Source organism: Arthrobacter sp. BG3 (assembly GCF_056680185.1).
The window spans coordinates 1,856,514-1,877,912 of record NZ_CM155270.1 but is presented as its reverse complement, the minus strand read 5'-3'; the positions used below and the strand labels follow the sequence as shown (position 1 = coordinate 1,877,912).

General features: G+C 69.0%; 20 protein-coding genes. 16 read left to right on the top strand and 4 right to left on the bottom strand.

Going from position 1 to position 21,399, the window contains the following annotated elements; genetic code table 11:
* Positions 1-53: 53 nt before the first annotated feature.
* Entirely contained in the window at positions 54-2,564 is a 2,511-nt protein-coding gene (locus AC1MFL_RS08310) for a phosphoketolase family protein (protein ID WP_479814695.1), read from the top strand.
* Here the strand turns inward: AC1MFL_RS08310 and AC1MFL_RS08305 are convergent.
* The 3 genes from AC1MFL_RS08305 to AC1MFL_RS08295 all read right to left on the bottom strand — a co-directional run bounded on the left by AC1MFL_RS08305 (position 2,561) and on the right by AC1MFL_RS08295 (position 5,356).
* Positions 2,561-3,334 (bottom strand): DUF429 domain-containing protein, encoded by a 774-nt coding sequence (locus tag AC1MFL_RS08305; RefSeq protein ID WP_479815393.1) that lies wholly within the window; start codon positions 3,332-3,334, stop codon positions 2,561-2,563. The two genes, AC1MFL_RS08310 and AC1MFL_RS08305, sit on opposite strands and share 4 nt — an antisense overlap.
* Before the next feature lie 51 nt (positions 3,335-3,385).
* Positions 3,386-4,720, bottom strand: coding sequence for a carboxylesterase family protein (locus AC1MFL_RS08300; protein WP_479814693.1), 1,335 nt, complete (start codon positions 4,718-4,720; stop codon positions 3,386-3,388).
* Between the two features lie 147 nt (positions 4,721-4,867).
* On the bottom strand, positions 4,868-5,356 hold the full coding sequence (locus AC1MFL_RS08295; protein WP_463900883.1) for an inorganic diphosphatase: 489 nt from the start codon (positions 5,354-5,356) through the stop codon (positions 4,868-4,870).
* A 151-nt stretch (positions 5,357-5,507) separates the two neighbouring features.
* Between AC1MFL_RS08295 and dacB the strand changes: the two genes are divergently transcribed.
* The 14 genes from dacB to panC all read left to right on the top strand — a co-directional run bounded on the left by dacB (position 5,508) and on the right by panC (position 19,167).
* Positions 5,508-7,016 (top strand): D-alanyl-D-alanine carboxypeptidase/D-alanyl-D-alanine endopeptidase, encoded by a 1,509-nt coding sequence (gene dacB, locus AC1MFL_RS08290; protein WP_479814690.1) that lies wholly within the window; start codon positions 5,508-5,510, stop codon positions 7,014-7,016.
* A gap of 79 nt (positions 7,017-7,095) precedes the next feature.
* A complete protein-coding gene (locus AC1MFL_RS08285) occupies positions 7,096-8,214 on the top strand; it encodes a zinc-dependent metalloprotease (RefSeq protein ID WP_479814688.1) in 1,119 nt (372 codons plus the stop codon).
* Positions 8,215-8,294: 80 nt separating this feature from the next.
* Positions 8,295-9,332 (top strand): tRNA lysidine(34) synthetase TilS, encoded by a 1,038-nt coding sequence (tilS, locus tag AC1MFL_RS08280; protein WP_479815391.1) that lies wholly within the window; start codon positions 8,295-8,297, stop codon positions 9,330-9,332.
* A gap of 29 nt (positions 9,333-9,361) precedes the next feature.
* Entirely contained in the window at positions 9,362-9,913 is a 552-nt protein-coding gene (hpt, locus tag AC1MFL_RS08275) for a hypoxanthine phosphoribosyltransferase (protein ID WP_226760873.1), read from the top strand.
* 212 nt (positions 9,914-10,125) lie between these two features.
* Complete coding sequence (ftsH, locus tag AC1MFL_RS08270) at positions 10,126-12,192, top strand: ATP-dependent zinc metalloprotease FtsH (protein WP_479814686.1); 2,067 nt, start codon at positions 10,126-10,128, stop codon at positions 12,190-12,192.
* Between the two features lie 9 nt (positions 12,193-12,201).
* On the top strand, positions 12,202-12,846 hold the full coding sequence (gene folE, locus AC1MFL_RS08265) for a GTP cyclohydrolase I FolE (RefSeq protein ID WP_479814684.1): 645 nt from the start codon (positions 12,202-12,204) through the stop codon (positions 12,844-12,846).
* An 11-nt stretch (positions 12,847-12,857) separates the two neighbouring features.
* Positions 12,858-13,793 (top strand): dihydropteroate synthase, encoded by a 936-nt coding sequence (gene folP / locus AC1MFL_RS08260; protein WP_479814682.1) that lies wholly within the window; start codon positions 12,858-12,860, stop codon positions 13,791-13,793.
* A gap of 14 nt (positions 13,794-13,807) precedes the next feature.
* Positions 13,808-14,176, top strand: coding sequence for a dihydroneopterin aldolase (gene folB / locus AC1MFL_RS08255; RefSeq protein ID WP_301227090.1), 369 nt, complete (start codon positions 13,808-13,810; stop codon positions 14,174-14,176).
* On the top strand, positions 14,173-14,700 hold the full coding sequence (gene folK / locus AC1MFL_RS08250) for a 2-amino-4-hydroxy-6-hydroxymethyldihydropteridine diphosphokinase (RefSeq protein ID WP_301227088.1): 528 nt from the start codon (positions 14,173-14,175) through the stop codon (positions 14,698-14,700). Before folB ends, folK begins: the two co-directional genes overlap by 4 nt.
* Positions 14,700-15,221: a DUF3180 domain-containing protein gene (locus AC1MFL_RS08245; RefSeq protein ID WP_479815389.1), complete on the top strand. Its 522-nt coding sequence runs from the start codon at positions 14,700-14,702 to the stop codon at positions 15,219-15,221. The genes folK and AC1MFL_RS08245 overlap by 1 nt, the downstream gene beginning before the upstream one ends.
* Entirely contained in the window at positions 15,202-15,714 is a 513-nt protein-coding gene (locus tag AC1MFL_RS08240) for a PH domain-containing protein (RefSeq protein WP_479814680.1), read from the top strand. Before AC1MFL_RS08245 ends, AC1MFL_RS08240 begins: the two co-directional genes overlap by 20 nt.
* Positions 15,715-15,738: 24 nt before the next feature.
* Positions 15,739-17,352: a PH domain-containing protein gene (locus AC1MFL_RS08235; RefSeq protein ID WP_479814678.1), complete on the top strand. Its 1,614-nt coding sequence runs from the start codon at positions 15,739-15,741 to the stop codon at positions 17,350-17,352.
* A complete protein-coding gene (locus AC1MFL_RS08230) occupies positions 17,345-18,253 on the top strand; it encodes a Rossmann-like and DUF2520 domain-containing protein (protein ID WP_479814676.1) in 909 nt (302 codons plus the stop codon). The genes AC1MFL_RS08235 and AC1MFL_RS08230 overlap by 8 nt, the downstream gene beginning before the upstream one ends.
* A 14-nt stretch (positions 18,254-18,267) precedes the next feature.
* Complete coding sequence (gene panC, locus AC1MFL_RS08225; protein ID WP_479814674.1) at positions 18,268-19,167, top strand: pantoate--beta-alanine ligase; 900 nt, start codon at positions 18,268-18,270, stop codon at positions 19,165-19,167.
* Here panC and AC1MFL_RS08220 read toward each other — a convergent pair.
* Positions 19,164-19,619 (bottom strand): SRPBCC family protein, encoded by a 456-nt coding sequence (locus tag AC1MFL_RS08220; RefSeq protein ID WP_479814672.1) that lies wholly within the window; start codon positions 19,617-19,619, stop codon positions 19,164-19,166. The two genes, panC and AC1MFL_RS08220, sit on opposite strands and share 4 nt — an antisense overlap.
* Before the next feature lie 266 nt (positions 19,620-19,885).
* Here AC1MFL_RS08220 and AC1MFL_RS08215 point away from each other — a divergent pair, with 266 nt between their 5' ends.
* Positions 19,886-21,358 carry a DHA2 family efflux MFS transporter permease subunit gene (locus AC1MFL_RS08215; protein WP_479814671.1) on the top strand — a complete coding sequence of 491 codons (1,473 nt, stop codon included), beginning with the start codon at positions 19,886-19,888 and terminating at the stop codon, positions 21,356-21,358.
* Positions 21,359-21,399: the final 41 nt, after the last annotated feature.

Below are 21,399 nucleotides of genomic sequence, written 5' to 3'. Positions count from 1 at the left end.
GACACATGCCCATCCCCGGGCGGACCGGGAGGGGTTGCCCCGACTGCCCGGAGATGTTGGGATGGAGGCTGCGCCGCCGACGAAGGCCCGAGGGAACGAGGACTGCAGTGACACGTGAGGCGAATGCTAACCGGCCCGGCGAAGCGGACCTGGAGCTCGTGGACCGCTGGTGGCGGGCCGCGAACTACCTGTCCGTGGGGCAGATTTATCTTCGTTCCAACCCGTTGCTGCGGGAACCCCTGAGTGCCGCCAACACCAAGTCCCGGCTGCTGGGCCACTGGGGCACCACCCCCGGGCTGAACTTTGTCTACGCCCACCTGAACCGGGTCATCCGCCGGGACAGCCAGAGCATGCTGTTCATTGCCGGACCCGGCCACGGCGGGCCCGCGGTGGTGGCGAACGCCTGGCTTGAGGGCACCTACTCCGAGATCTACAGCAATGTCGGCGACGACGTCGAGGGCATGGCTGAGCTTTTCCGGCAGTTCTCCTACCCCGGCGGGATCCCCAGCCACGCCGCCCCGGAAACCCCTGGTTCCATCAGCGAGGGCGGAGAGCTCGGCTACTCGCTGGCGCACGCCTACGGCTCCGTCTTCGACAACCCGGAACTGATCACCACCGTTGTGATCGGCGACGGCGAGGCCGAAACCGGTCCGCTGGCCGCGAGCTGGCATTCGCACAACTTCCTGGACCCGGTGCATGACGGCGCGGTGCTGCCCATCCTGCACCTGAATGGCTACAAAATCGCCAACCCCACCATCCTGGCCCGTATGCCCGAATCCCAGCTCGAGCAGCTGCTCCGCGGCTACGGGCACGAGCCGCACTTCGTGACCGTGGGCCATCCGGACGACACGGCGGCCGCGCACCGGGACTTCGCCGCCGTGCTGGAGAACTGCCTCGAGGAGATCCGGGCCATCCAGGCAGCCCGCCGCAGCGCTGCGGACGGACGCGCCGGCGACAACACAGCCGGCGCCGGCGACAACCCAGCCGGCGCCGGCGACAACCCAGCCGGCGACGCCCCCGCCGCGCGCTGGCCCATGATCGTACTGCGGTCGCCGAAGGGCTGGACCGGGCCCAGGGTTGTCGACGGGCTGCAGGTGGAAGGGACCTGGCGGAGCCACCAGGTGCCCCTGTCCGAGGTGCGCACCAACCCGGAGCATCTGGCGCAGCTGGGGGAGTGGCTGGAGTCGTACCGGCCCGGTGAGCTCTTCGACGCCGCCGGCCGCCTGCGGCCGGAGGTCGCGGCGAATGCCCCTGAAGGCACACTGCGGATGAGCGCCACCCCGAACGCGAACGGCGGCGTCCTGCTGCAGGACCTCAAATTGCCGTCATACGAGGACCATGCCGTTCCCGTCGCGCAACCGGGAGTGGAGCGGGTCAGCGCCATGATCACGCTGGGGTCCTGGCTCCGTGACGTGATCAGCCAGAACCCCGAGACGTTCCGGCTGTTCGGTCCGGACGAGACGGCATCCAACCGCCTGCAGGACGTCTACGAAGTCACGGACAAGGTCTGGCAGTACCGGATCGAGGAACTCGATGAGCACCTTGCCCGCGCCGGACGGGTCATGGAGGTCCTCAGCGAACACCTGTGCCAGGGCTGGCTGGAGGGGTACCTGCTGACCGGCCGGCACGGCGTTTTCAACTGCTATGAGGCGTTCATCCACATCGTCGATTCCATGTTCAACCAGTACGCCAAATGGCTCAAGGTGCACCGTGAACTTCCCTGGCGCCGGCCGGTCGCCTCGCTCAACTACCTGCTGTCCTCGCATGTCTGGCAGCAGGACCACAACGGCTTCTCGCACCAGGATCCTGGCTTCATCGACCACGCCGTGAACAAGAAAGCCGAGGTCATCCGGGTCTACCTGCCGCCGGACGCGAACACGCTGCTCTCGGTCATGGAGCACTGCCTCGGCTCACGGGACTATGTCAACATCGTCGTCAGCGGCAAGCAGCCCTCGCCGACCTGGCTTGGCCCCGCCGAGGCCGCGCACCACTGCCAGCGCGGCCTGGGAATCTGGGAGTTCGCCGGGTCCGAAGTCCCGGGCGAGGAGCCCGACGTCGTGCTGGCCTGTGCCGGAGACGTGCCCACGGTCGAGACGGTCGCCGCGGCGGAACTGCTGAAGGCCGGTGCGCCCGGGCTGAAGATCCGGGTGGTCAACGTGGTGGACCTGATGCGGCTCCAGGACGCCACTGAGCACCCGCATGGCCTGACGTCCCGGGATTTCGACGGGATCTTTACGGCGGACAAGCCCATCATCTTCGCGTACCACGGCTATCCGTCCCTGATCCACCGGCTGGCGTACCGGCGGACCAACCAGGAGGGTCTGCATGTCCGCGGCTACAAGGAGGAGGGCACCACCACGACGGCCTTCGACATGGCCATGCTCAACGGGATCGACCGCTTCCAGCTCGCCATCGATGCGATCGACCGGGTGCCGGGACTGGCAGAGAAGCACTCGCTGCTGCGGCAGGCGCTCCAGGACAGCCGGATCCGCGCCCATAACCAGACCCGGGAGCACGGCGAGGACTCGAAGGAGATCAGCGGCTGGATCCTCGGCCCGGGCTAGGCGCCCCGTGTCCGCCGGGTGGCGTTGAGCCCGTCCAGGCCGCCGGCGGGCAGATGGATCCAGCCTTCGGTCCGGGCTGCTTTGGCGTGGCCCTCATCGGGGCGGAGGGTGTTTCCGAGGGCGACGGCCCGTGCGGTGAGGGCGGCGATGAGCGCGTCGAACATGTCATCGGAGCCGGCGAGCTGGTCATCGAATCCGGCCAGGTCCAGCCAGGGTGCAGCCTTCCTCAGCGCCTCAAGGACCAGGGCCAGCCGTTCCGTTTCCGTGCCGCCGCGGCCCTTGTAGCCGCGGGCCAGCAGGCCCCAGGATTTCAGCGAGGCCGCCGGGTAGACCTCGGCCAGCCTTCCGCTGCCGTCCCTCGGCTGCGGCCCGTGGTCCCGCGCGATCTTTGCCTGGATCACGGCGCACCGCATCGCCGGGTGGGCCAGCCGGTCGGCGGAGACGCTGAGCGGGATCAGCCCGGTCGTGGCGGTGACGAAGCGGTCGGTGTCCCGGTAGGCCAGGAGCCGGCGGCCGTCGATTCCGTCGAAGTCCAGTACGGGGTGCGCGTCAAAGGCCAGGTGCCCGGCAAGAAACGGCAGGAAAGCGTCCGGCCAGCCGACGGGGCAGTCGATCCCGGTCAGGTCGCTGGAGCCGAAGAGCCGCACAATCTCCCCGTCGCCGACGTCGAGGGCCAGGTGCGCCAGGCGGGCGGTGCCATCGCCCCATTCGATGACGGCGGCCGCGGTCTTCTTGGCGGCGGCGGCGAGGTCGACGCCGAGGGTCCTCACCGGGATCCGCCGGGGACGGCGGCCGGGGACAACGGGCACGCCATCAGCCGCTCACGCAGCTCCGACCGAATGGTAACGAAGGGCACCCGGAATCCCTCCCCGGCTGTCCAGGCCTTGCCCGGAGGCGAAGCGCGCCCAGACGGCGCGGAGGGCCCGGCCGTGCGCATCGATTTCCTCCCAGCTGGCCCCCGCGAGCAGCCCCGCTCCGGCCCAGGTCTTTTTGTCCCCGAACAGCAGCGGCAGGTCCACGGTGTGCGCGGCGCCGTAAAAGTTTCCCGGCGCGGCCCAGGACAGCACGTAGCTGTAGGCCGTGCCGCCTGCCCGGGCGTGCCGCCGGGCGAATTTCCTCGCGGACCGGCCATACACCGCCTCCGTCACGCCCCAGTTGATGGCCCTGACGGCGGCGGCCCCGAGCACCGGGACCCGGCCAAGGCGGCTGACGGCGCGGTTGCGCGGCAGGAACATCCTCGCCTCCTCGGAGGTGTGCCCGATCAGGACCTCGATCTCCGGGGCCGTGGCGTTCCAGGCGGCCTCTATGCCGGACTCCGGCGGCAGGGGGGAGTGCCCGTACTGCGTGCCGAACGGCATGGCGGCGATCAGCCCGAACTTCCGGGCCGCCTGCGACACCTGCTCCTCGGCGGCAACAACGTCCATGGCCGGGGTGTCTTCGGTGACAGTCTCCGCAGCGATGCCCATGGCTCTGCTCATCTTTTCCCGGCCCCGGGTGATGCCCAGGGGCGCGCTTTGAATGATGGCGCGCCGGAAGAGGGCGGGGGCTTCGGGCGTCGCCATCAGGTGCGCGACGGCGTCGCCTCCGGCGGACTGCCCGAAGGCGGTGACGTTTCCGGGATCCCCGCCGAAGGCGCCGATATTGCGCTGAACCCAGCGGAACGCCTCAAGCTGGTCCAGCAGTCCGAGGTTCGCGGGCCGGCCGGTGCCGGTGGCCAGGTAACCGAACAGGCCCAGCCGGTAGGTCACGGACACGACGATGACCCGGTTTTCGGCGACGAGGGCTTTGGGATCGAAGATCGCCAGGTCGCCGGAACCGGACGTGTAGGACCCGCCGTGCAGCCACACCATCACCGGGACCCGTTCGCCGTCGTCGAGGCCGGCCGGCATGGTGACGGAGAGCCGCTGGCAGTCCTCGCTGCCGGGAAGTTCCCCGTAGCGCGTGCCCAGGATGTCGTCCAGGAACGGCACCGGACCCTGCGGGCACGCCGGGGACAGGGACATTGCCGCGAGGACACCGGACCGGTCGGGGGCACTCACCGGAGGCTGGAAACGGCCCGCGGTGGCATAGGGGATCCCGGTGGCGCGCACCACGTCGCCGTCACGCCATCCGGTGATCGGACCGCAGGGAGGGTTGAAGGCAGGCGCAACGTTCATGGGTCAACGATTTCACACATTTCTGACCCGCCACTGACAACCCCCGCCCCGTTAAACAGCAACGCGGGGTCATTTACGGCCCGTATCCGGGGTCCGGATGGGCCGTAAGTGACCCCGCGTTGGAGGTGGAGGTGGTGCGCGGGGAGGTTAGTGCGTGTGCGGAACGTAACGCTTGATGGATGCCTCGAGCTCGGCCTCGGCGGCGGCGCGGTCGCCCCAGCCCTCGGCCTTGACCCACTTGCCCGGCTCCAGGTCCTTGTAACGGGTGAAGAAGTGCTCGATTTCCTTGATCAGGAATTCGCTGACGTCGCTGATCTCGTTGATGTGATCGAAGCGGGCGTCGACCGGCACGCAAAGCACCTTGGCGTCGCCGCCGCCGTCGTCGGTCATGTTGAACACGCCGATGGGGCGGGACTCAACGATCACGCCGGGGTGCAGGTCGAAGTCCTGCAGCAGCACCAGGGCGTCCAGCGGGTCGCCGTCCTCACCCAGGGTGTTCTCGAAGAAACCGTAGTGCGTCGGGTACTGCATGGAGGTGAACAGGACGCGGTCCAGGCGGACGCGGCCGGTCTCGTGGTCGATTTCGTACTTGACGCGTGATCCCTTGGGGATCTCGATGGTCACGTCATGCTTCATGGACTACTCCTTGACGATTTCGGGGGTTCGCGGCACACATGACACTGAAAAAGCCAGCGCCGGTGCCGCCGACTACTATTGAGGATATAGCGAGAGGCCCTGGTTTCAGGAACTAGTGGGGACATTTCAGGACTAAAGGACCGGCAGCAGCATGAAACGCAGAACGAGCCGCCCGGGCGCGGACCCGGTGGCCGGCCCGTTGCGCCGGAGCCTTCCGCTGCTGCTCCAGGCCCTGCTGGTCGTGGCGCTCGCCCTCCCTGCCGGCTTCGCGGTCGCGCCGGCCTTCCTGGGCCCCGGCCCGTCCGGCACTCCCGCACCGGCCACCCCGCCCTGGCAGCAGGTGCCCGGCACGCTGGCCCCCCGCGCCGGCGCGGCCGCCGGCAGCACCCCGGACGGCATCGAACCGCTCACCGGCTCGGCCCCGGTCCCGGCGCCCGGGTCCCTGGCGGCCCAGCTCAACGAAACCCTGAAGGTCGACGGCGCCGGAAGCTTCACCGGCGTGGTGCAGGACGCCCTCACCGGAGAGGTCCTTTTCGACCGTTCCGGCGACACGGTCCGCGTTCCCGCCTCCAGCATGAAGCTCCTCACGGCCGCCGCGGCCCTGCGCACACTCGGGCCGGAGCGCCGCTTCAGCACCAAGGCCGTGGCCGGCGCCGCCCCCGGCTCGGTCGTCCTCACCGGCGGCGGAGACGTGCTCCTCGGCGCCGGCGAATCGGCCCCCGGCGCCGTGCTGGGCCATGCCGGGCTCGCCAGCCTCGCGCAGTCGACCATCCGCGCACTCCAGGACGACGGCGTCTCCGTCCCCTTGACAGTGCTGCTGGACGACTCCCTGTTCACCGGCCCCGCGCTGAACCCGGCCTGGAATCCGGAGGATGTTGCCGCTGGCGAGGCGGCGCCGCTGTTCCCGCTGGCACTGAATTCGGCCCGCTTCGACCCGGGCACGACCACCGGTCCCCGCCCCCAGGACGCCGCGATGAGCGCGGCCGAGGCGTTCTCGGCCGCGCTCTCGACCGCGGCCGCCGCGGCCGGGCTGACGGTGGCGCCCGGCATCGCGCGGGTTCCGGCCGGAACCGGCACGCCCGACGGCAATACCCGGGTCCTGGCCCAGGTCCAGTCCGCCACGGTGGGCCAGCAGGTGGACCTGCTGCTGCGCACCTCGGATAACTACCTCGCCGAAACGATGGGCCGGATGGCGGCGCTCGCGGCCGGAAAGCCCGGCAGCAACGACGGCGCCGTCGCGGCCGTGCTGCAGCAGCTCGAGGAACTGAAGATCCCCGCCGCCACCCTGCGCGCCGCCGATGTCTCCGGGCTGGCGCTCGCCAACCAGGTCTCGGCCCGGCAGCTCGCCGGAGTCGTCCGGGCCATCACGTCTGGCGCGGACACCCGGCTGCGGGCAGGCCTGGCCGGATTCCCGGTCGCCGGGCTCACCGGAACGCTGGGGGACCGGTACGCGGACGCGGCCACCTCCCGCGGCGCGGGACTGGTCCGGGCCAAAACCGGCACCCTGAACACCGTGATCGCCCTCAGCGGCTATGTGGTGGACGCCGATGGCCGGCTCCTGGTGTTTTCCTTCCTCGGCAACGGGCTGACCCCGGGGGCCCAGAACAAGGCTGCCCTGGACCGCACCGCCTCCGTTCTGGCCGGCTGCGGGTGCCGCTGAGGGCCGCCGCCCGGTTTCCCCGTTCGCCGCCCGACGAATTTAAGGCGGATTGCCGGGCCCCTGTGGTCTGATGGAGCCTATGGAGTCCTCTGCCGGCGAGACATCAGCCCAAGCCCAAGCCCTTATCAACTGGGAGCTTGCGGCATCCACCGCAGCCCGCCTGACACCTGCCGGGCCCACCCTGGGGTCGGCGGAGATCGGCGCCGCCGTGGACAACCTGCGGCTGATGGCGGACATTTCCGTGCCGCACGTCCACGACATCACCGGCCTGGAGGCCGCCCGCGACCTCCGCGATTCCTCGGTCCTCGTCGTGGACCGCGCCTCATGGTCCAAGGCCAACACCCAGAGCTTCGCCGTGATGCTCAAACCCGCGATGGAAAAGATGCTCGAGAGCCGCCGCGGCACGCTGAACCCCGGTGCGGCCAGCGTCAGCGGTGCCATCACCGGCAGCCAGCTCGGCGCCATCCTTGCCTTCCTGTCCAGCAAGGTCCTGGGCCAGTACGACCCCTTCTCCGCGCTCGCCGAGAACTCCACCGCCCCCGCCGGCGGACGCCTGCTCCTCGTGGCCCCGAACATCATCTCCGTCGAACGGGAAATCAACGTCGAACCCGAGGATTTCCGGCTCTGGGTCTGTCTCCACGAACAGACCCACCGGGTGCAGTTCGCCGCCGCGCCCTGGCTGCGGCACCACATGCTGGACGAGATCGAGAACCTCAGCGGCCAGCTGCTCGGCAATGTGGACTCCCTGATGGAGCGGGCCTCTGCCGCGGCGAAATCGCTCAGGGACCGCACCTCGTCGGGGACTGCCCCGAGCCGGGGAGCCGTCCTTGACCTGCTGCAGAACCCTGAGGAAAAAGCCGCGATCTCACGGCTGACCGCCCTCATGAGCCTGCTCGAAGGGCACGCCAACGTGGTGATGGACGCCGTCGATGCCAGCATCGTGCCGTCCGTGAAGACGATCCGGCAGCGCTTCAACTCCCGGGGCCAGGACCGAGGTGTGATTGAAAAGTTCATCCGCAGCCTGCTCGGACTGGACGCGAAGATGCGCCAGTACAGCGACGGATCCAAGTTCGTCCGCGAAGTCGTGGCCGTGGCCGGCATGGAGGGTTTCAACAAGGTGTGGGAGTCTGTGGACCACCTGCCCAGCGAGGCCGAAATCCACGATTCAAAGCTTTGGCTCGAACGGATGGGGCACTAGTTTCCGTGACTGCCCGTCCCGTATCCAGCGGACGACGCCGGCCCGGCCGGCTGGCTCCCGTCGTCGGCGCAGCGCGGAAAATGCTGCAGGACGCCTTGGCGGCTGCAGGCTACCCGGAACGGGTGCTGGTCGCCTGCAGCGGCGGACCTGACTCGTTGGCCCTCGCTGCCGTCGCCGCCCACTTCGCCCGCCGCGGGCACGTGGACGGACACCCCGTCTCCGTGGGTGCCGTCGTTGTGGACCACCAGCTGCAGCCCGGCTCCGCCGGGGTGGCCGCGGCCACGGCGGCGACCCTGCAGGACCTGGGGCTCTCGCCCGTGCAGATCAGGACCGTCGACGTCGCCTCCACCGGCATGGGGCCCGAAGCGGCTGCCCGGGATGCCCGCCACGCCGCCCTGGAGGCCGCGGCGGACGACACCGGCGCCGGGGCGATCCTGCTCGGCCACACCCTGGATGACCAGGCCGAACAGGTGCTGCTGGGACTCGCGCGCGGCTCCGGAACCCGGTCCCTGGCGGGGATGCGGCCCGCCCGCGGCCGCCTGCTGCGGCCCTTCCTTGGGCTGCGGCGCGCGGACACCCTCGCGATCTGCGAGGTCGAGGGGCTCGAACCCTGGCACGACCCAAGCAACGCGGACCCCTCCTTTGCGAGGTCCCGGACCCGCGTGGAAGTGCTGCCGCTGCTGGAGGCGAAACTCGGGCCCGGGGTGGCCGAATCGCTCGCCCGGACGGCCGCCATCCTGCAGCTGGATGCGGACTACCTCGAGGACGTGGCGAATGACACCTTCCTCCGGCTCAGGGAGCTCTCCGGTGCCGCGATCAGCCTCCCGGAGGAAGCGCTGCGCGAACTGGCCCCGGCCGTGCGGTTCCGGGTCATCGCGAAAGCCGCGGCCGCCGTCGGGGGCCAGCAGCCCAGCTACCAGCGCCTGCTGGCCGCCGAGGCGCTGCTTCGCCGGCACGGTTCGGCGGGCCCCGTGGAGCTTCCCGGCGGGGTCAGCGTCTACCGGCTCTCGCTCGCGCAGCTCCTCGCCGAAGGGCAGTCCGGCCCCGACAGTGTTCCCCGCGAAGCGGCCCGCTGTGGGAAGCTTGTATTCCGGCCTCAAAAACCGCCCAAAATATAGTCGACCCCGCATCTACACAGGAGTTATTGGTGGATTCAAACGACGTCCAGTCAGATCTCAAGCACGTTCTGTACTCCAAGGAGCAGATCCAGTCTCGGATCACCGAACTCGCTGCCCAGATCGACAAGGACTACGAAGGCCGCGATCTGCTGATCGTCGGCGTGCTCAAGGGCGCTGTGATGGTCATGGCCGACCTCGCCCGCGCCCTGCACAGCCACGTCTCGATGGACTGGATGGCGGTCTCGTCCTACGGTTCCGGCACCCAGTCCTCCGGCGTGGTCCGCATCCTCAAGGACCTCGACACGGACCTCATGGGCAAGGATGTGCTGATCGTCGAGGACATCATCGACTCCGGCCTGACCCTGTCCTGGCTCAAGACCAACCTGGAATCACGCGGCACGGCCTCGGTGGAGATCTGCACAGCTTTCCGCAAGCCGACGGCCGCCAAGGTCAAGATCGACGTCAAGTACGTCGGCTACGACATCCCCAACGAGTTCGTCGTCGGCTATGGCCTGGACTACGCCGAGAAGTACCGCAACCTGGACTTCGTCGGCACCCTGGCACCGCACGTCTACGAATAGCGGACGGCCGCAGGGTCCGGCGGCTCAGGCCGGGCCCAGGCACAGGGCAGGGCCGGTCCTGCCCTGCCCCGCTACGCCCTCAGGGAACTTTTGGTCTGCACCGTGCGTGAGTTAGTGCGACGGTGTATAGCTAGAAGCTGATGCAGCACCACACGCGCGCAGATCGGTCGCCGTGCAGCACTACCAGGAGGGACGGGGCCTGCCCCGAACAGATGAAAGCTAAGAGTTTCTTCAAAGGCCCGGGCATCTGGATTGTCGTTGTTATCGGCATGCTCCTGCTGGCCTTTGCCACCCTGTCGCCGGGCGGGTCCGCCCGGATCGACACCGACAAGGGTCTCGCGCTGCTGACCGATGGCGGCAAGGTTGAACAGGCCAAGATCTTCGACGCGGAGAACCGCGTGGATCTGGTCCTGAAGGACAACCTGCAGATTGACGGCCAGGACAAGGGCAAGAACATCCAGTTCTACTACGTCAATGCCCGCGCCGCTGACGTGGTCAAGGCCGTCACGGACGCCAAGCCCCCGAGCGGCTACACCGACCAGCCGATCGAGAACAACTGGCTCTCCGGGCTGTTCTCCCTCCTGATCCCGGTCCTGCTCCTCGGTGTCCTCTTCTGGTTCCTGCTTTCCCGCATGCAGGGCGGCGGCTCCAAGGTCATGCAGTTCGGCAAGTCCAAGGCCAAGCTGGTCAATAAGGACATGCCCCAGGTCACGTTCGGCGATGTCGCCGGAGCGGACGAGGCCGTCGAGGAACTCGAGGAAATCAAGGAGTTCCTGCAGGAACCGGCGAAGTTCCAGGCCGTTGGCGCCAAGATCCCCAAGGGCGTGCTGCTCTACGGCCCTCCCGGCACCGGCAAGACCCTGCTGGCCCGCGCCGTCGCCGGCGAGGCCGGCGTCCCGTTCTTCTCGATCTCCGGTTCCGACTTCGTGGAGATGTTCGTCGGCGTGGGCGCCTCCCGTGTCCGCGACCTGTTCGAACAGGCCAAGGCCAACGCGCCGGCCATCATCTTCGTGGACGAAATTGACGCCGTCGGCCGCCACCGCGGTGCCGGCATCGGCGGCGGCAACGACGAACGCGAGCAGACGCTCAACCAGCTGCTGGTGGAAATGGACGGCTTCGACGTCAAGACCAACGTCATCCTGATCGCCGCCACCAACCGCCCCGATGTGCTGGACCCGGCACTGTTGCGCCCGGGCCGCTTCGACCGGCAGATTTCCGTCGAGGCCCCAGACCTGATCGGCCGCGACCAGATCCTCAAGGTCCACGCCAAGGGCAAGCCGATGGCTCCCGGCGTCGACCTGAAGGCCGTGGCGAAAAAGACCCCCGGGTACACTGGCGCGGACCTGGCCAACGTCCTGAACGAGGCCGCGCTGCTGACCGCCCGCTCCAACGCCAACCTGATCGACGACCGCGCGCTCGACGAGGCCATTGACCGTGTCATGGCCGGCCCGCAGAAGCGCAGCCGTGTCATGAAGGAACACGAACGCAAGGTCACCGCCTACCACGAGGGCGGGCACGCGCTCGTCGCCGCGGCGCTGCGGAACTCGGCCCCGGTCACCAAGATCACCATCCTGCCCCGCGGCCGCGCCCTGGGCTACACCATGGTGGTTCCGGAGAACGACAAGTACTCCGTGACCCGCAACGAGCTGCTGGACCAGATGGCCTACGCCATGGGCGGCCGCGTCGCGGAAGAACTCGTCTTCCACGACCCGTCCACCGGAGCGTCCAACGACATCGAGAAGGCCACCGGGATCGCCCGGAAGATGGTCACCGAGTTCGGCATGAGCGAACGCGTCGGCGCGGTGCGCCTCGGCCAGGGCGGCGGCGAGCCCTTCCTGGGCCGCGACGCCGGCCACGAGCGCAACTACTCCGACCAGATCGCCTACATCGTCGACGAGGAAGTGCGCCGCCTCATTGAGAACGCCCACGACGAGGCCTACGCCATCCTGGTGGAGAACCGCGACGTCCTCGACGAACTGGCGCTCGAACTGCTGGAACGTGAAACGCTGAACCAGGCCGAAATTGCCCAGGTCTTCATCAACATCCGCAAGCGCGATTTCCGCGAGATCTGGCTCTCCAAGGAGACCCGCCCGATCCAGGAAATCGGCCCGGTTGAATCCCGCCGCGAGAAGGCGGAACGCGAAGCGCAGGAAGAGGCCAAGAATGCCCGCCTCGAGGAACCGCTGGACACGTTCCCGCCGCACGCCCAGGGCGTCTCCGGACAGGAGCCGTTCCAAGGCGGTGTAACGGATCTCGGGCCTGACGGCCATCCCGGCTAGGCTTCTTCCGTGACTTCTTTCTTCAATGACGACGACGACGCTCCCGCCACCGATGCCTCGGCGGCGGGAGGGTCCATCCCCGGCCCCTCCGCCGTGGACCAGCCACGGATCCAGGCAGCCGTCCGTGAGATCCTGCTGGCCATCGGTGAGGACCCGGACCGCAGCGGCCTCCTGGACACCCCGAAACGGGTCGGCAAGGCCTATGCCGAGATGTTCGCCGGGCTGCACCACGATCCGGCGGAAATCCTGGCCACCCAGTTCGACCTGGACCACGAGGAACTCGTCCTGGTCAAGGACATCCCCTTCTACTCCACCTGCGAGCACCACCTCGTTCCGTTCCACGGCGTCGCCCATGTGGGCTACATTCCCTCGCATGACGGAAAAGTCACCGGGCTGAGCAAACTGGCGCGGCTGGTGGACATGTTTGCCCGCCGCCCCCAGGTCCAGGAACGCCTGACCACCCAGATCGTCGAAGCCCTCGTCACCCATCTCAAGCCTCGTGGCGCCATCGTCGTCGTCGAATGCGAACATCTCTGCATGTCCATGCGCGGCATCCGCAAGCCCGGCGCCAAGACCGTCACCAGCGCGGTACGCGGGCAACTCCATGACCCGGCCACCCGCGCCGAGGCCATGAGCCTCATCATCGGAAGGTAAGAACCCAGACTATGGACTCCCTCGCTGCAGCCCCCGGAACCGGACCGGCGACCTCACCCCTTCCCGTACTGCGCAAACCCCGCCCGGCAGCGCAGTTCAAGGACCTCCCCACGGACCGGACCCTTGTGATGGGGATCCTGAACGTCACACCGGACTCCTTCAGCGACGGCGGCAAGCACTCCACCGCGGACACCGCCATCGCCGCCGGACTGCGGATGTTCTACGGCGGAGCGGACATCATCGACGTCGGCGGCGAATCCACCCGCCCGGGAGCAACCGAAGTGGACCCTGAAGAGGAACAGCGGCGCGTACTGCCGGTGATCGCTGCGCTGGTCAAGGCCGGCGCCCTGGTCAGCATCGACACCATCCACGCCTCCACCGCCGCGGCGGCGCTGGACGCCGGGGCAGCGATCATCAACGACGTCTCCGGGCTGACCATGGAACCGGAAATGGCCGAACTCGCGGCCCGCAGCAAGGCGCCTTACATCCTCACGCACCGCCGCGGCAACGCCAGCACCATGGACTCGCTCACCGAGTACGGCAACGTCGCGGCGGACGTGGCCGCGGAACTCACCGGGGTCCGGGACAAGCTCTACGCCGCGGGCGTCGCCCCGGAACAGATCATCGTTGACCCGGGCCTCGGCTTCTCCAAGACCGACGTGCAGAACTGGGAGCTGCTGACGCATCTGGACGTGCTGCAGGCCATGGGCCACAGGGTCCTTGTCGCCGCCTCCCGCAAACGCTTCCTCGGCAGCCTCCTGACCACGGCCGGCAAGGCCGCCCCGCCGGCCGAACGCGACGCCGCCACCGCCGCCGTGACCGCCATCAGCGCCTACCGGGGCGCCTGGGCGGTCCGCGTGCACGACGTCGGCCCCAGCCTCGACGCCGTCAAGGTCGCCGCCCGCCTGGCCCCGCCGCAGGCACCGGCCGCCCGCGGCCACAACTGAACCGACAGGCCACCATGGACCAGATCACGCTGAGCGGCGTCACCGCCGTCGGCCATCACGGGGTGTTTGATTTCGAGCGGCGCAACGGTCAGCCGTTCGTTGTCGATGCCGTGCTGCACCTGGACTTCCGCCCCGCCGCCGCCTCGGACGACGTGCTGGACACCGCGCACTACGGTGAAGTGGCCGAATGCATCCGGGGCTGGATCACGGGGGAGCCGCTGAACCTGATCGAGGCGCTGGCCGTGCGGATCGCCGAGGACGTGCTGCGGAAGTTCCCCATCGATGCTGTGGACATCACCGTGCACAAACCCAAGGCTCCCATCGAAGTCGAGTTCGGTGACGTCTCCGTCAGCGTCCGGCGGACCCGGCAGGAACAGCCATGACCTACACCCGGGCCGTGCTCGCCCTCGGCAGCAACCTGGGGGCGCGCAGCGACACCCTCTCGGCGGCGGTCGCCGACATCGTCGACCCGCCGGAGGTCCGCCTCCTGGCCATCTCGCCGATCGTCCAGACGAAGGCCGTCGGCGGCCCGGCCGGGCAGCCGGACTTCCTCAACATGGTGATCGCCGTGGACACCACCCTGTCGCCGCTTGAGCTGCTCAAGCACTGCCACGACGTCGAGCAGAAGCACCTCCGGGTCCGCGACGTGCACTGGGGCCCGCGCACCCTCGACGTCGACATCATCACGTACGGGGAGCTGGTCAGCTCCGACCCCGAGCTGACCCTTCCGCACCCCCGCGCGGCCGAGCGGGCTTTTGTGCTCTACCCGTGGTCACTCATCGACCCCGCGGCCGAGCTGGACGGCAAACGCGTCGGTGAACTCGCCGCCCAGGCCGCCGACTTCGCCGATCTGGTGCCCTTCGACGGCTTCGAAAACCTCCATGGCGTGGCCGGAGCAGTCGAATGATGAAGCTGACCAGCCCCGTGGTGCTGCTGGTGATCGGCGTGTCCGTCGGGATCCTGGGCTGGCTCGCGGCCATCCTGACCACCCGCTACAGCTTGAACACCCCCGTGCTGCCGCTCACCGGGCTCATCACGATGGGCGTGATCGTGGTGCTCACCCTCGTGCTGGGCCTGCGGGTGCTCCGCTGGCGCAACGGCAACAAAAAGAAGATGCTCAACCCCATCCTGGCTGCCTGGACCCTCGTCCTGGCCCAGGCCTGCGCCTACACCGGAAGCGTGCTGCTGGGCTGGCATGCCGGGATCTTCGCTGACCAGCTGCGCCTCTGGAACCTGCGCAGCGACCAGACCCTCGCCTGGCAGGCACTCATCATGGCTGGCGGCGGCCTGGCCATGATCGTGGTTGGCCTGCTGGTGGAGCGGTTCTGCCGGATCCCGCCCGAAGAAGGAGACGGCGAACCGGCCCCAGGCCTGCAGGAAAAGCGCAAGCCCAAGTCGGAGGGCGAATATGCCTACCGAGGCGATTGACCCTCCGGGCATCAGCTGGCGGCGCGTCTCGCCAAAATACGTCACGGTGCGACTTGCCGGCTGGGCGCTGGCCAACCTCGTCGTCGTGTCGCTGCTGTGCGTTCCCCTGGTTCTGGTCGTCAACGGCTGGTGGCCGTCCTTCCCGCTGTGGCTGGCCGTCGGCATCCCCGCCGTGACGCTGATCCTGGCCCTGTGGCGGCTCCTGCTCATTCCCCGCCAGGTGCGTGCCATCGGCTACGCCGAGCGCGAAGATGACCTGCTCATCCGCCGCGGCATCTTCTTCCAGCGCACCCTCGTGGTCCCCTACGGCCGGATGCAGTACGTGGACATCGGCGCCGGGCCGGTGGAACGCGGTCTGGGCCTGTGCACGCTGAAACTGCACACTGCCTCCGCCGGCACCAACGCGGAAATCCCGGGACTGCCCGCCGCGGAGGGAGCCCGGCTCCGTGAGCAGCTTTCCGCCCGCGGTGAAGCCCGGCTGGCCGGGCTGTGACGGGTTCGCCGTGAAGGTCCTGCCGTGAAGCCTGACGCTGCCCCCGAGGCCTCCGCCGGCGCCGCCGGGACCAACGCCGCCGGGACCAACGCCGCCGGGACCAAAGACGCCGGGGCCCCCGATGGCGCGTGGCTGCGCGTGCACCCGGCCTCACCGTTCGTGCGCGGCTGGGTGGTGCTGGCCGCCATGGGATTCTTCTTCTTCCGGGACAGTTTCGAACGGGTGCTCCAGGGCGGCCCCCTCGTCGATGAGCGGATCGCCGGCCGGGCGCCGTGGCTGCTGCTCGGCGGCGGCATTGTCCTGCTGCTCACCGTGCTGGGCTACATCCTGAGCTGGTACTTCACCCGCTACCAGGTGGCCGAAGGCTATGTCCGGCTGAACACCGGGTTCCTCTTCAAACAGCAGCGGCAGGCCCGGCTGGACCGGGTCCAGGCGATCGACGTCGTGCAGCCGCTGCTGGCTCGGATCTTCGGGCTGGCCGAGCTCAAATTCGAGGTGGCCGACGCCGGTGAGTCCGCGGTGCGGCTCGCCTACCTCCGGATGGACGAAGCGCGGCAGCTCCGCGCCACGATCCTGGCCCGAGCCGCCGGCGTCGCCCAGGACCCCGCGCGCCCGGGGGCATCCGCCGCCGAAGCGCCCGAGAACGCCGTGCTGACCGTCCCGCCGGGCCGCCTGGTCGGATCCCTGATCCTGAGCGAGCAGAGCGTGTTCGTGGTCCTCGGCGGCGCGGCGTCCGTGGTGCTCTCGGCCCTTACGGAGAACCGCAGCTTTTACCTTTTCCTGATCCCCGCCGTGCTGGGCATGGTGGCCGCGTACTGGAACTCCGTCAACAGGGGCTACAACTTCACCGCCGCTGTGTCCCCGGACGGCATCCGGCTGCGCTATGGACTGCTGGACACCCAGGCGCAGACCCTGCCGCCGGGCCGGATCCAGGCGCTGCGGATCAGCCAGCCCCCGCTCTGGCGGATCTTCGGCTGGTACCGGATCCAGGTTAACGTCGCCGGCTACGGCGCCGCCGGAAACAACGGCGAGGCCTCATCCCGGACCACGCTTCTGCCGGTGGGGACCTTCCCCGAGGTGCTCACCGTCCTCTCCCTCGTCCTGCCCGACCCCGGCACCCCGGACCCGGTCCGGGTCTTCACCGCCGGCGTCAACGGCCTCGCCAACCCGGCGGTGGACTCGGCTGTTCCGGAGGCACCGGCGGATTCCGGGACCGACGGCGGCGGCTTCGTCACCACCCCGCGGCGCGCCAGGCTGCTGGCGCCGCTGGGCTGGCGGCGCAACGGCTTCACCGCCACCGACACGGCCCTGCTGATCCGCTCGGGCCGCTGGTGGCGCAATCTCGTGGTGGTCCCGCACCAGCGCACCCAGTCGATGGCGCTCGAGCAGGGGCCGCTGGCCAGGCGCTTCCGGGTAGCGGACCTGGTGTTGCACACCACCGCCGGGCCGGTGTCCGCGCGGCTGATCCAGGCCGGCCTGGACGAGGGGCGCGCCCTGCTGGAGGCACAGGCGGCCCGTGCCCGGGCCGCGCGCCAACTCCAGACCAGCGAGCACTGGCTGGACCAGGTCCGGGCCCTCGGCGCCGGACCCGCCCATACCGACGAACCCAACAGGCAGGACGAGCAGCAGCATGGCTAAACCAGGACGACTCGGCATCGGAATCATCGGAGCCGGAAAGGTTGGCGCCGTCCTGGGGGCGGCGCTGCGCGGCGCGGAGCACGCCGTCATCGGTGTCTCCGCTGTCTCGGACGCCAGCAGGGAACGGGCGGAAGCCCTGCTGCCCGGTGTCCCGGTGCTGGACGTGCCGGACATCGTCGAGCGCGCCGAACTGGTGCTCCTCGCCGTCCCCGACGACGCGCTTGGCCCGCTCGTCGAAGGCCTGGCGAAGCTCGGCGCGTGGCAGCCGGGCCAGCTCGTGGCGCACACCTCCGGACGGTTCGGCGTCGGGATCCTGCATCCCGTCCGGGCCGCCGGCGCCATCCCGCTGGCGCTGCACCCTGCGATGACCTTCACCGGAATGAGCCTGGACCTGACCCGGCTGCTGGACTGCACCTTTGGCGTCACAGCGGACGCCGCGATGCTGCCCATTGCCCAGGCCCTCGTCGTGGAAATGGGAGCAGAGCCGGTCGCGATCGCCGAGGCTGACCGCACGCTTTACCACGCGGCCCTCGCGCACGCCTCCAACCACCTCGTGACGCTGGTGGCGCAGTCCTCGCAGCTGCTTCGCGAGGTCGGCGTCGAAGCCCCGGAACGCATGCTGGGGCCGCTGCTGCGGGCAACCCTGGAGAACGCACTCGCCTCCGGCGAATCGGCACTGACCGGGCCGGTGGCCCGCGGCGACGTGGGCACCGTGGCCGCGCACGCCGAGGCCTTGCGGGAACACGACGGCGGCTCCGGCGGCGATATTCTGGAAGCGTACCTGGCCATGGCCCGGGCGACCGCCCGCCGGGCCGGACGCCGGGGACTGCTGAGTCCGGAAGAACAGGACAGCATCACGCGGGCGCTCGAGGGCCCCGACCGTGATGGCAACGAACCCTAAGGAAGGTCCCCAACTTGGCGATCCAACTCGTAACCACGGCCGCCCAGCTCCGGGCCGAAAGCACCCGGCTGCTCAAGGAGAAGGGCGGCACCTCGCAGGGCCTGGTCCCCACCATGGGCGCCCTGCACGAGGGCCACGCCGAGCTGGCGCGCACCGCCGTCGCGCAGAACGACGTGGTGGTGGTGAGCATCTTCGTCAACCCGCTGCAGTTCGGCGAGGCGGTGGACCTGGAGCGGTACCCGCGGACCCTGGACGCGGACCTGGCGCTGCTGGACGCCGTGGGGGTGGACCTGGTGTTCGCGCCCGACGTGGACGAGGTCTACCCCGGCGGCGACCCCCGGGTGCGGATCAGTGCCGGTCCAATGGCCCGGAAGTGGGAGGGAGCCTCCCGGCCCGGGCACTTCGACGGTGCCCTGACCGTTGTGGCCAAGCTGCTGCACTACGGAATGCCCGGAGCGGCGCCGGGCAGCCAGCTGCCGGCGTACCGGGCGTATTTCGGCCAGAAGGATGCCCAGCAGCTGGCCCTTGTCCAGCGCATGGTGGCGGACCTGAACTTCCCGGTGGAGATCGTCCCGGTACCGATCATGCGGTCACCGGATGGGCTGGCGCTGTCCAGCCGCAACCGCTTCCTCTCCGCCGGGGAACGCGAGGCGGCCCTGGTGCTCTCGAGGGCGCTGCGGCTCATTGAGGAACGGGCCAACGCCCACGAGCCGTTGGACCTCGACTCGGCGCAGGCCCTCGTGGAGTCCCAGCCGCTCGTGGAACTGGACTACTTCGACGTTGTGGATCCCCACACCCTCGAACCGCTGGCCGAGAACTGCAGGGACACCCCGTTCCGCGGCGAGGGCCTGGTGCTCATCGCGGCCAGGGTGGGCCCGGTCAGGCTGATCGACAACGTCCCGCTGGACTCCTAGGCGGTCCCGCTCTCGGCCATGAGCTTCAGGTTGCCGAGGGTTTGCTCCCTTGCCCTCTCCTGGAGCCGTTCCACCAGCACCCGGTCGGCGAATTTGCCGATCGCGGCGCCGGGAACGTTGTATTCGATCTCCAGGGATACCTTGGTGCCGTTGTTCTCGGGCTCGTAGTCCCAGGTCTGCCAGCCTTTGAGCGGCCCCTCGAATTCAATGCGCACGTGCTTGCCGCCGGATCCGGTTGTGGCGTTCTCGACAACCCGGGTCGTGACCGGGAACGGCACGCCGGCCATCAGGTAGCTGTGCTTCACGACGGTTCCGGGGCCGCCGTCGCCCTCCACATTCTTTGCCTCGCTGAGGTTCACCCACCAGGAGGACCAATGGTGGGGGTCCGTGGCGATCCCCGTGACCCGGTCCACGGGTGCGTCGATCTGGATGCTTTGTTGGATGTGGCCCATCGAAACTCCTCTGAATGTGGGTGACAGGCAGCAACCAGCACTGAACGGCGGCGCTCCCTTCCCTACAGGGAACGCCGTTGTGCCCTCCGGGAGTAGGGCAGAAGGTCCTGCCGGGCACGCGGCGGTGCCGGCACCCCGTGGCTGCCGGACGCGGGGCGCAGGAACTTTTTCTGCACGGTCGGGAATTACGGCGGCACGCTGCAGGTTGGCACCTGTTGCAGCGACGACGCTCGCAGACCCACTTCAAAACTCCCTGAGGGAACCCCATGTCTACAGACGTCTCTTCAAAGCCCCCCGGCGATCCGGCGCAGGCCAAGGTTGCCGACGGGGCGGCCGCGCCGCCGGCGCAGATGTCCCGGGAATCCGTAACTATCATCGGCACACTGCTGGTGGCCACCTTCGTGGTCATCCTGAACGAAACCATCATGAACGTCGCGCTGCAGCGGCTGATGGTGGACCTCGGCGTCACCGCACCCACCGTGCAGTGGCTGTCGACCGGTTTTATGCTCACGATGGCCGTGGTGATCCCCACGACCGGCTTCATCCTGCAGCGGCTGACCACCCGCGCCGTCTTTATGCTGGCCATGGGACTGTTCTCCGGCGGCACGCTGCTCGCGGCGCTGGCTCCGGGCTTCGAAATCCTCCTGCTCGCCCGGATCGTCCAGGCCGGCGGCACCGCCATCATGCTTCCCCTGCTGATGACCACCATCCTCACCCTGGTCCCCGTGTCACGCCGCGGCTTCGTGATGGGCAACGTCAGCATCGCCATCTCGGTGGCGCCGGCCATGGGCCCGACGGTTTCCGGGCTGATCCTTGAGCACTTCTCCTGGCGTTTCATGTTCGTCTTTGTCCTACCGATCGCCCTGGCCGCTTTCGCCATCGGCGCCCGGTTCCTGACCAACATCGGCGAGAAGGAAAAGACCAAGCTCGACGTCCTGTCCGTTTTGCTGACCGTTCCTGCCTTCGGCGGCCTCGTCTACGGACTGAGCCAGATCGGCGGCCAGGGCGGTCCCGGCGCGGCCGCCGTCATTGCTCTGGCCGTGGGCGTCATTGCCATGGTCGCGTTTGTGCTCCGGCAGCTGCGGCTGCAGAAGTCCGAGGCGCCCCTGCTGGACCTGCGCGCGTTCACCTTCCGGATGTTCACGGTGTCCGTGCTGCTGCTCGTGGTGGCCATGATCGCCCTGTTCGGCGCGGTGATCCTGCTGCCGTTGTACCTGCAGGAAATCCGCGGGCTGACGTCGCTGGAGACCGGGCTGACCCTGCTGCCCGGCGGCCTCGCGATGGGCCTGCTGGGCCCGTTCATCGGGCGGCTCTTCGACAAGGTCGGCCCGCTGCCGCTGACCGTCACCGGTGCATCCCTGCTGGTCGTGGCCCTGTTCCAGTTCTCCCTGCTGGACGCGGGCACACCCGTCGGGTGGATCATCGCGCTGCACGTGGGCCTGAGCCTGGGACTGGCCCTGATCTTCACGCCCGCGTTCACCACCGGACTGAACCCGCTGCCCCCGCACCTGTATTCACACGGCTCGGCCATCATGAACACCCTGCAGCAAGTGGCAGGGGCCGCCGGAACGGCGCTGCTCGTCTCGATCTACGCGGTCGTGTCCGCCGGCGCGGGAATCGTTGCGGGAATGCACGCGGCGTTCCTTACGGCGTCGGTCATTGCCGTGGCCGCCGTCGTCCTGGCCGCGATGATGCGCAAGACTGCCGCAACGGAACACCCCGCCCCCGCCGCCCCCTAGCCCCATTTAACCCCAACGCGGGGTCACTTAACGCCCGTCCG

Bases quoted from the DNA above. Each gene is read 5' to 3' on its own strand.
- folB (WP_301227090.1), top strand. From the start codon at position 13,808: ATGGACCAGATCACGCTGAGCGGCGTCACCGCCGTCGGCCATCACGGG.
- AC1MFL_RS08295 (WP_463900883.1), bottom strand. From the start codon at position 5,356: ATGAAGCATGACGTGACCATCGAGATCCCCAAGGGATCACGCGTCAAG.
- AC1MFL_RS08215 (WP_479814671.1), top strand. From the start codon at position 19,886: ATGTCTACAGACGTCTCTTCAAAGCCCCCCGGCGATCCGGCGCAGGCC.
- folP (WP_479814682.1), top strand. From the start codon at position 12,858: ATGGACTCCCTCGCTGCAGCCCCCGGAACCGGACCGGCGACCTCACCC.
- AC1MFL_RS08245 (WP_479815389.1), top strand. From the start codon at position 14,700: ATGAAGCTGACCAGCCCCGTGGTGCTGCTGGTGATCGGCGTGTCCGTC.
- AC1MFL_RS08240 (WP_479814680.1), top strand. From the start codon at position 15,202: ATGCCTACCGAGGCGATTGACCCTCCGGGCATCAGCTGGCGGCGCGTC.
- AC1MFL_RS08300 (WP_479814693.1), bottom strand. From the start codon at position 4,720: ATGAACGTTGCGCCTGCCTTCAACCCTCCCTGCGGTCCGATCACCGGA.
- dacB (WP_479814690.1), top strand. From the start codon at position 5,508: ATGAAACGCAGAACGAGCCGCCCGGGCGCGGACCCGGTGGCCGGCCCG.
- AC1MFL_RS08220 (WP_479814672.1), bottom strand. From the start codon at position 19,619: ATGGGCCACATCCAACAAAGCATCCAGATCGACGCACCCGTGGACCGG.
- AC1MFL_RS08310 (WP_479814695.1), top strand. From the start codon at position 54: ATGTTGGGATGGAGGCTGCGCCGCCGACGAAGGCCCGAGGGAACGAGG.
- AC1MFL_RS08285 (WP_479814688.1), top strand. From the start codon at position 7,096: ATGGAGTCCTCTGCCGGCGAGACATCAGCCCAAGCCCAAGCCCTTATC.
- ftsH (WP_479814686.1), top strand. From the start codon at position 10,126: ATGAAAGCTAAGAGTTTCTTCAAAGGCCCGGGCATCTGGATTGTCGTT.
- AC1MFL_RS08230 (WP_479814676.1), top strand. From the start codon at position 17,345: ATGGCTAAACCAGGACGACTCGGCATCGGAATCATCGGAGCCGGAAAG.
- folK (WP_301227088.1), top strand. From the start codon at position 14,173: ATGACCTACACCCGGGCCGTGCTCGCCCTCGGCAGCAACCTGGGGGCG.
- tilS (WP_479815391.1), top strand. From the start codon at position 8,295: ATGCTGCAGGACGCCTTGGCGGCTGCAGGCTACCCGGAACGGGTGCTG.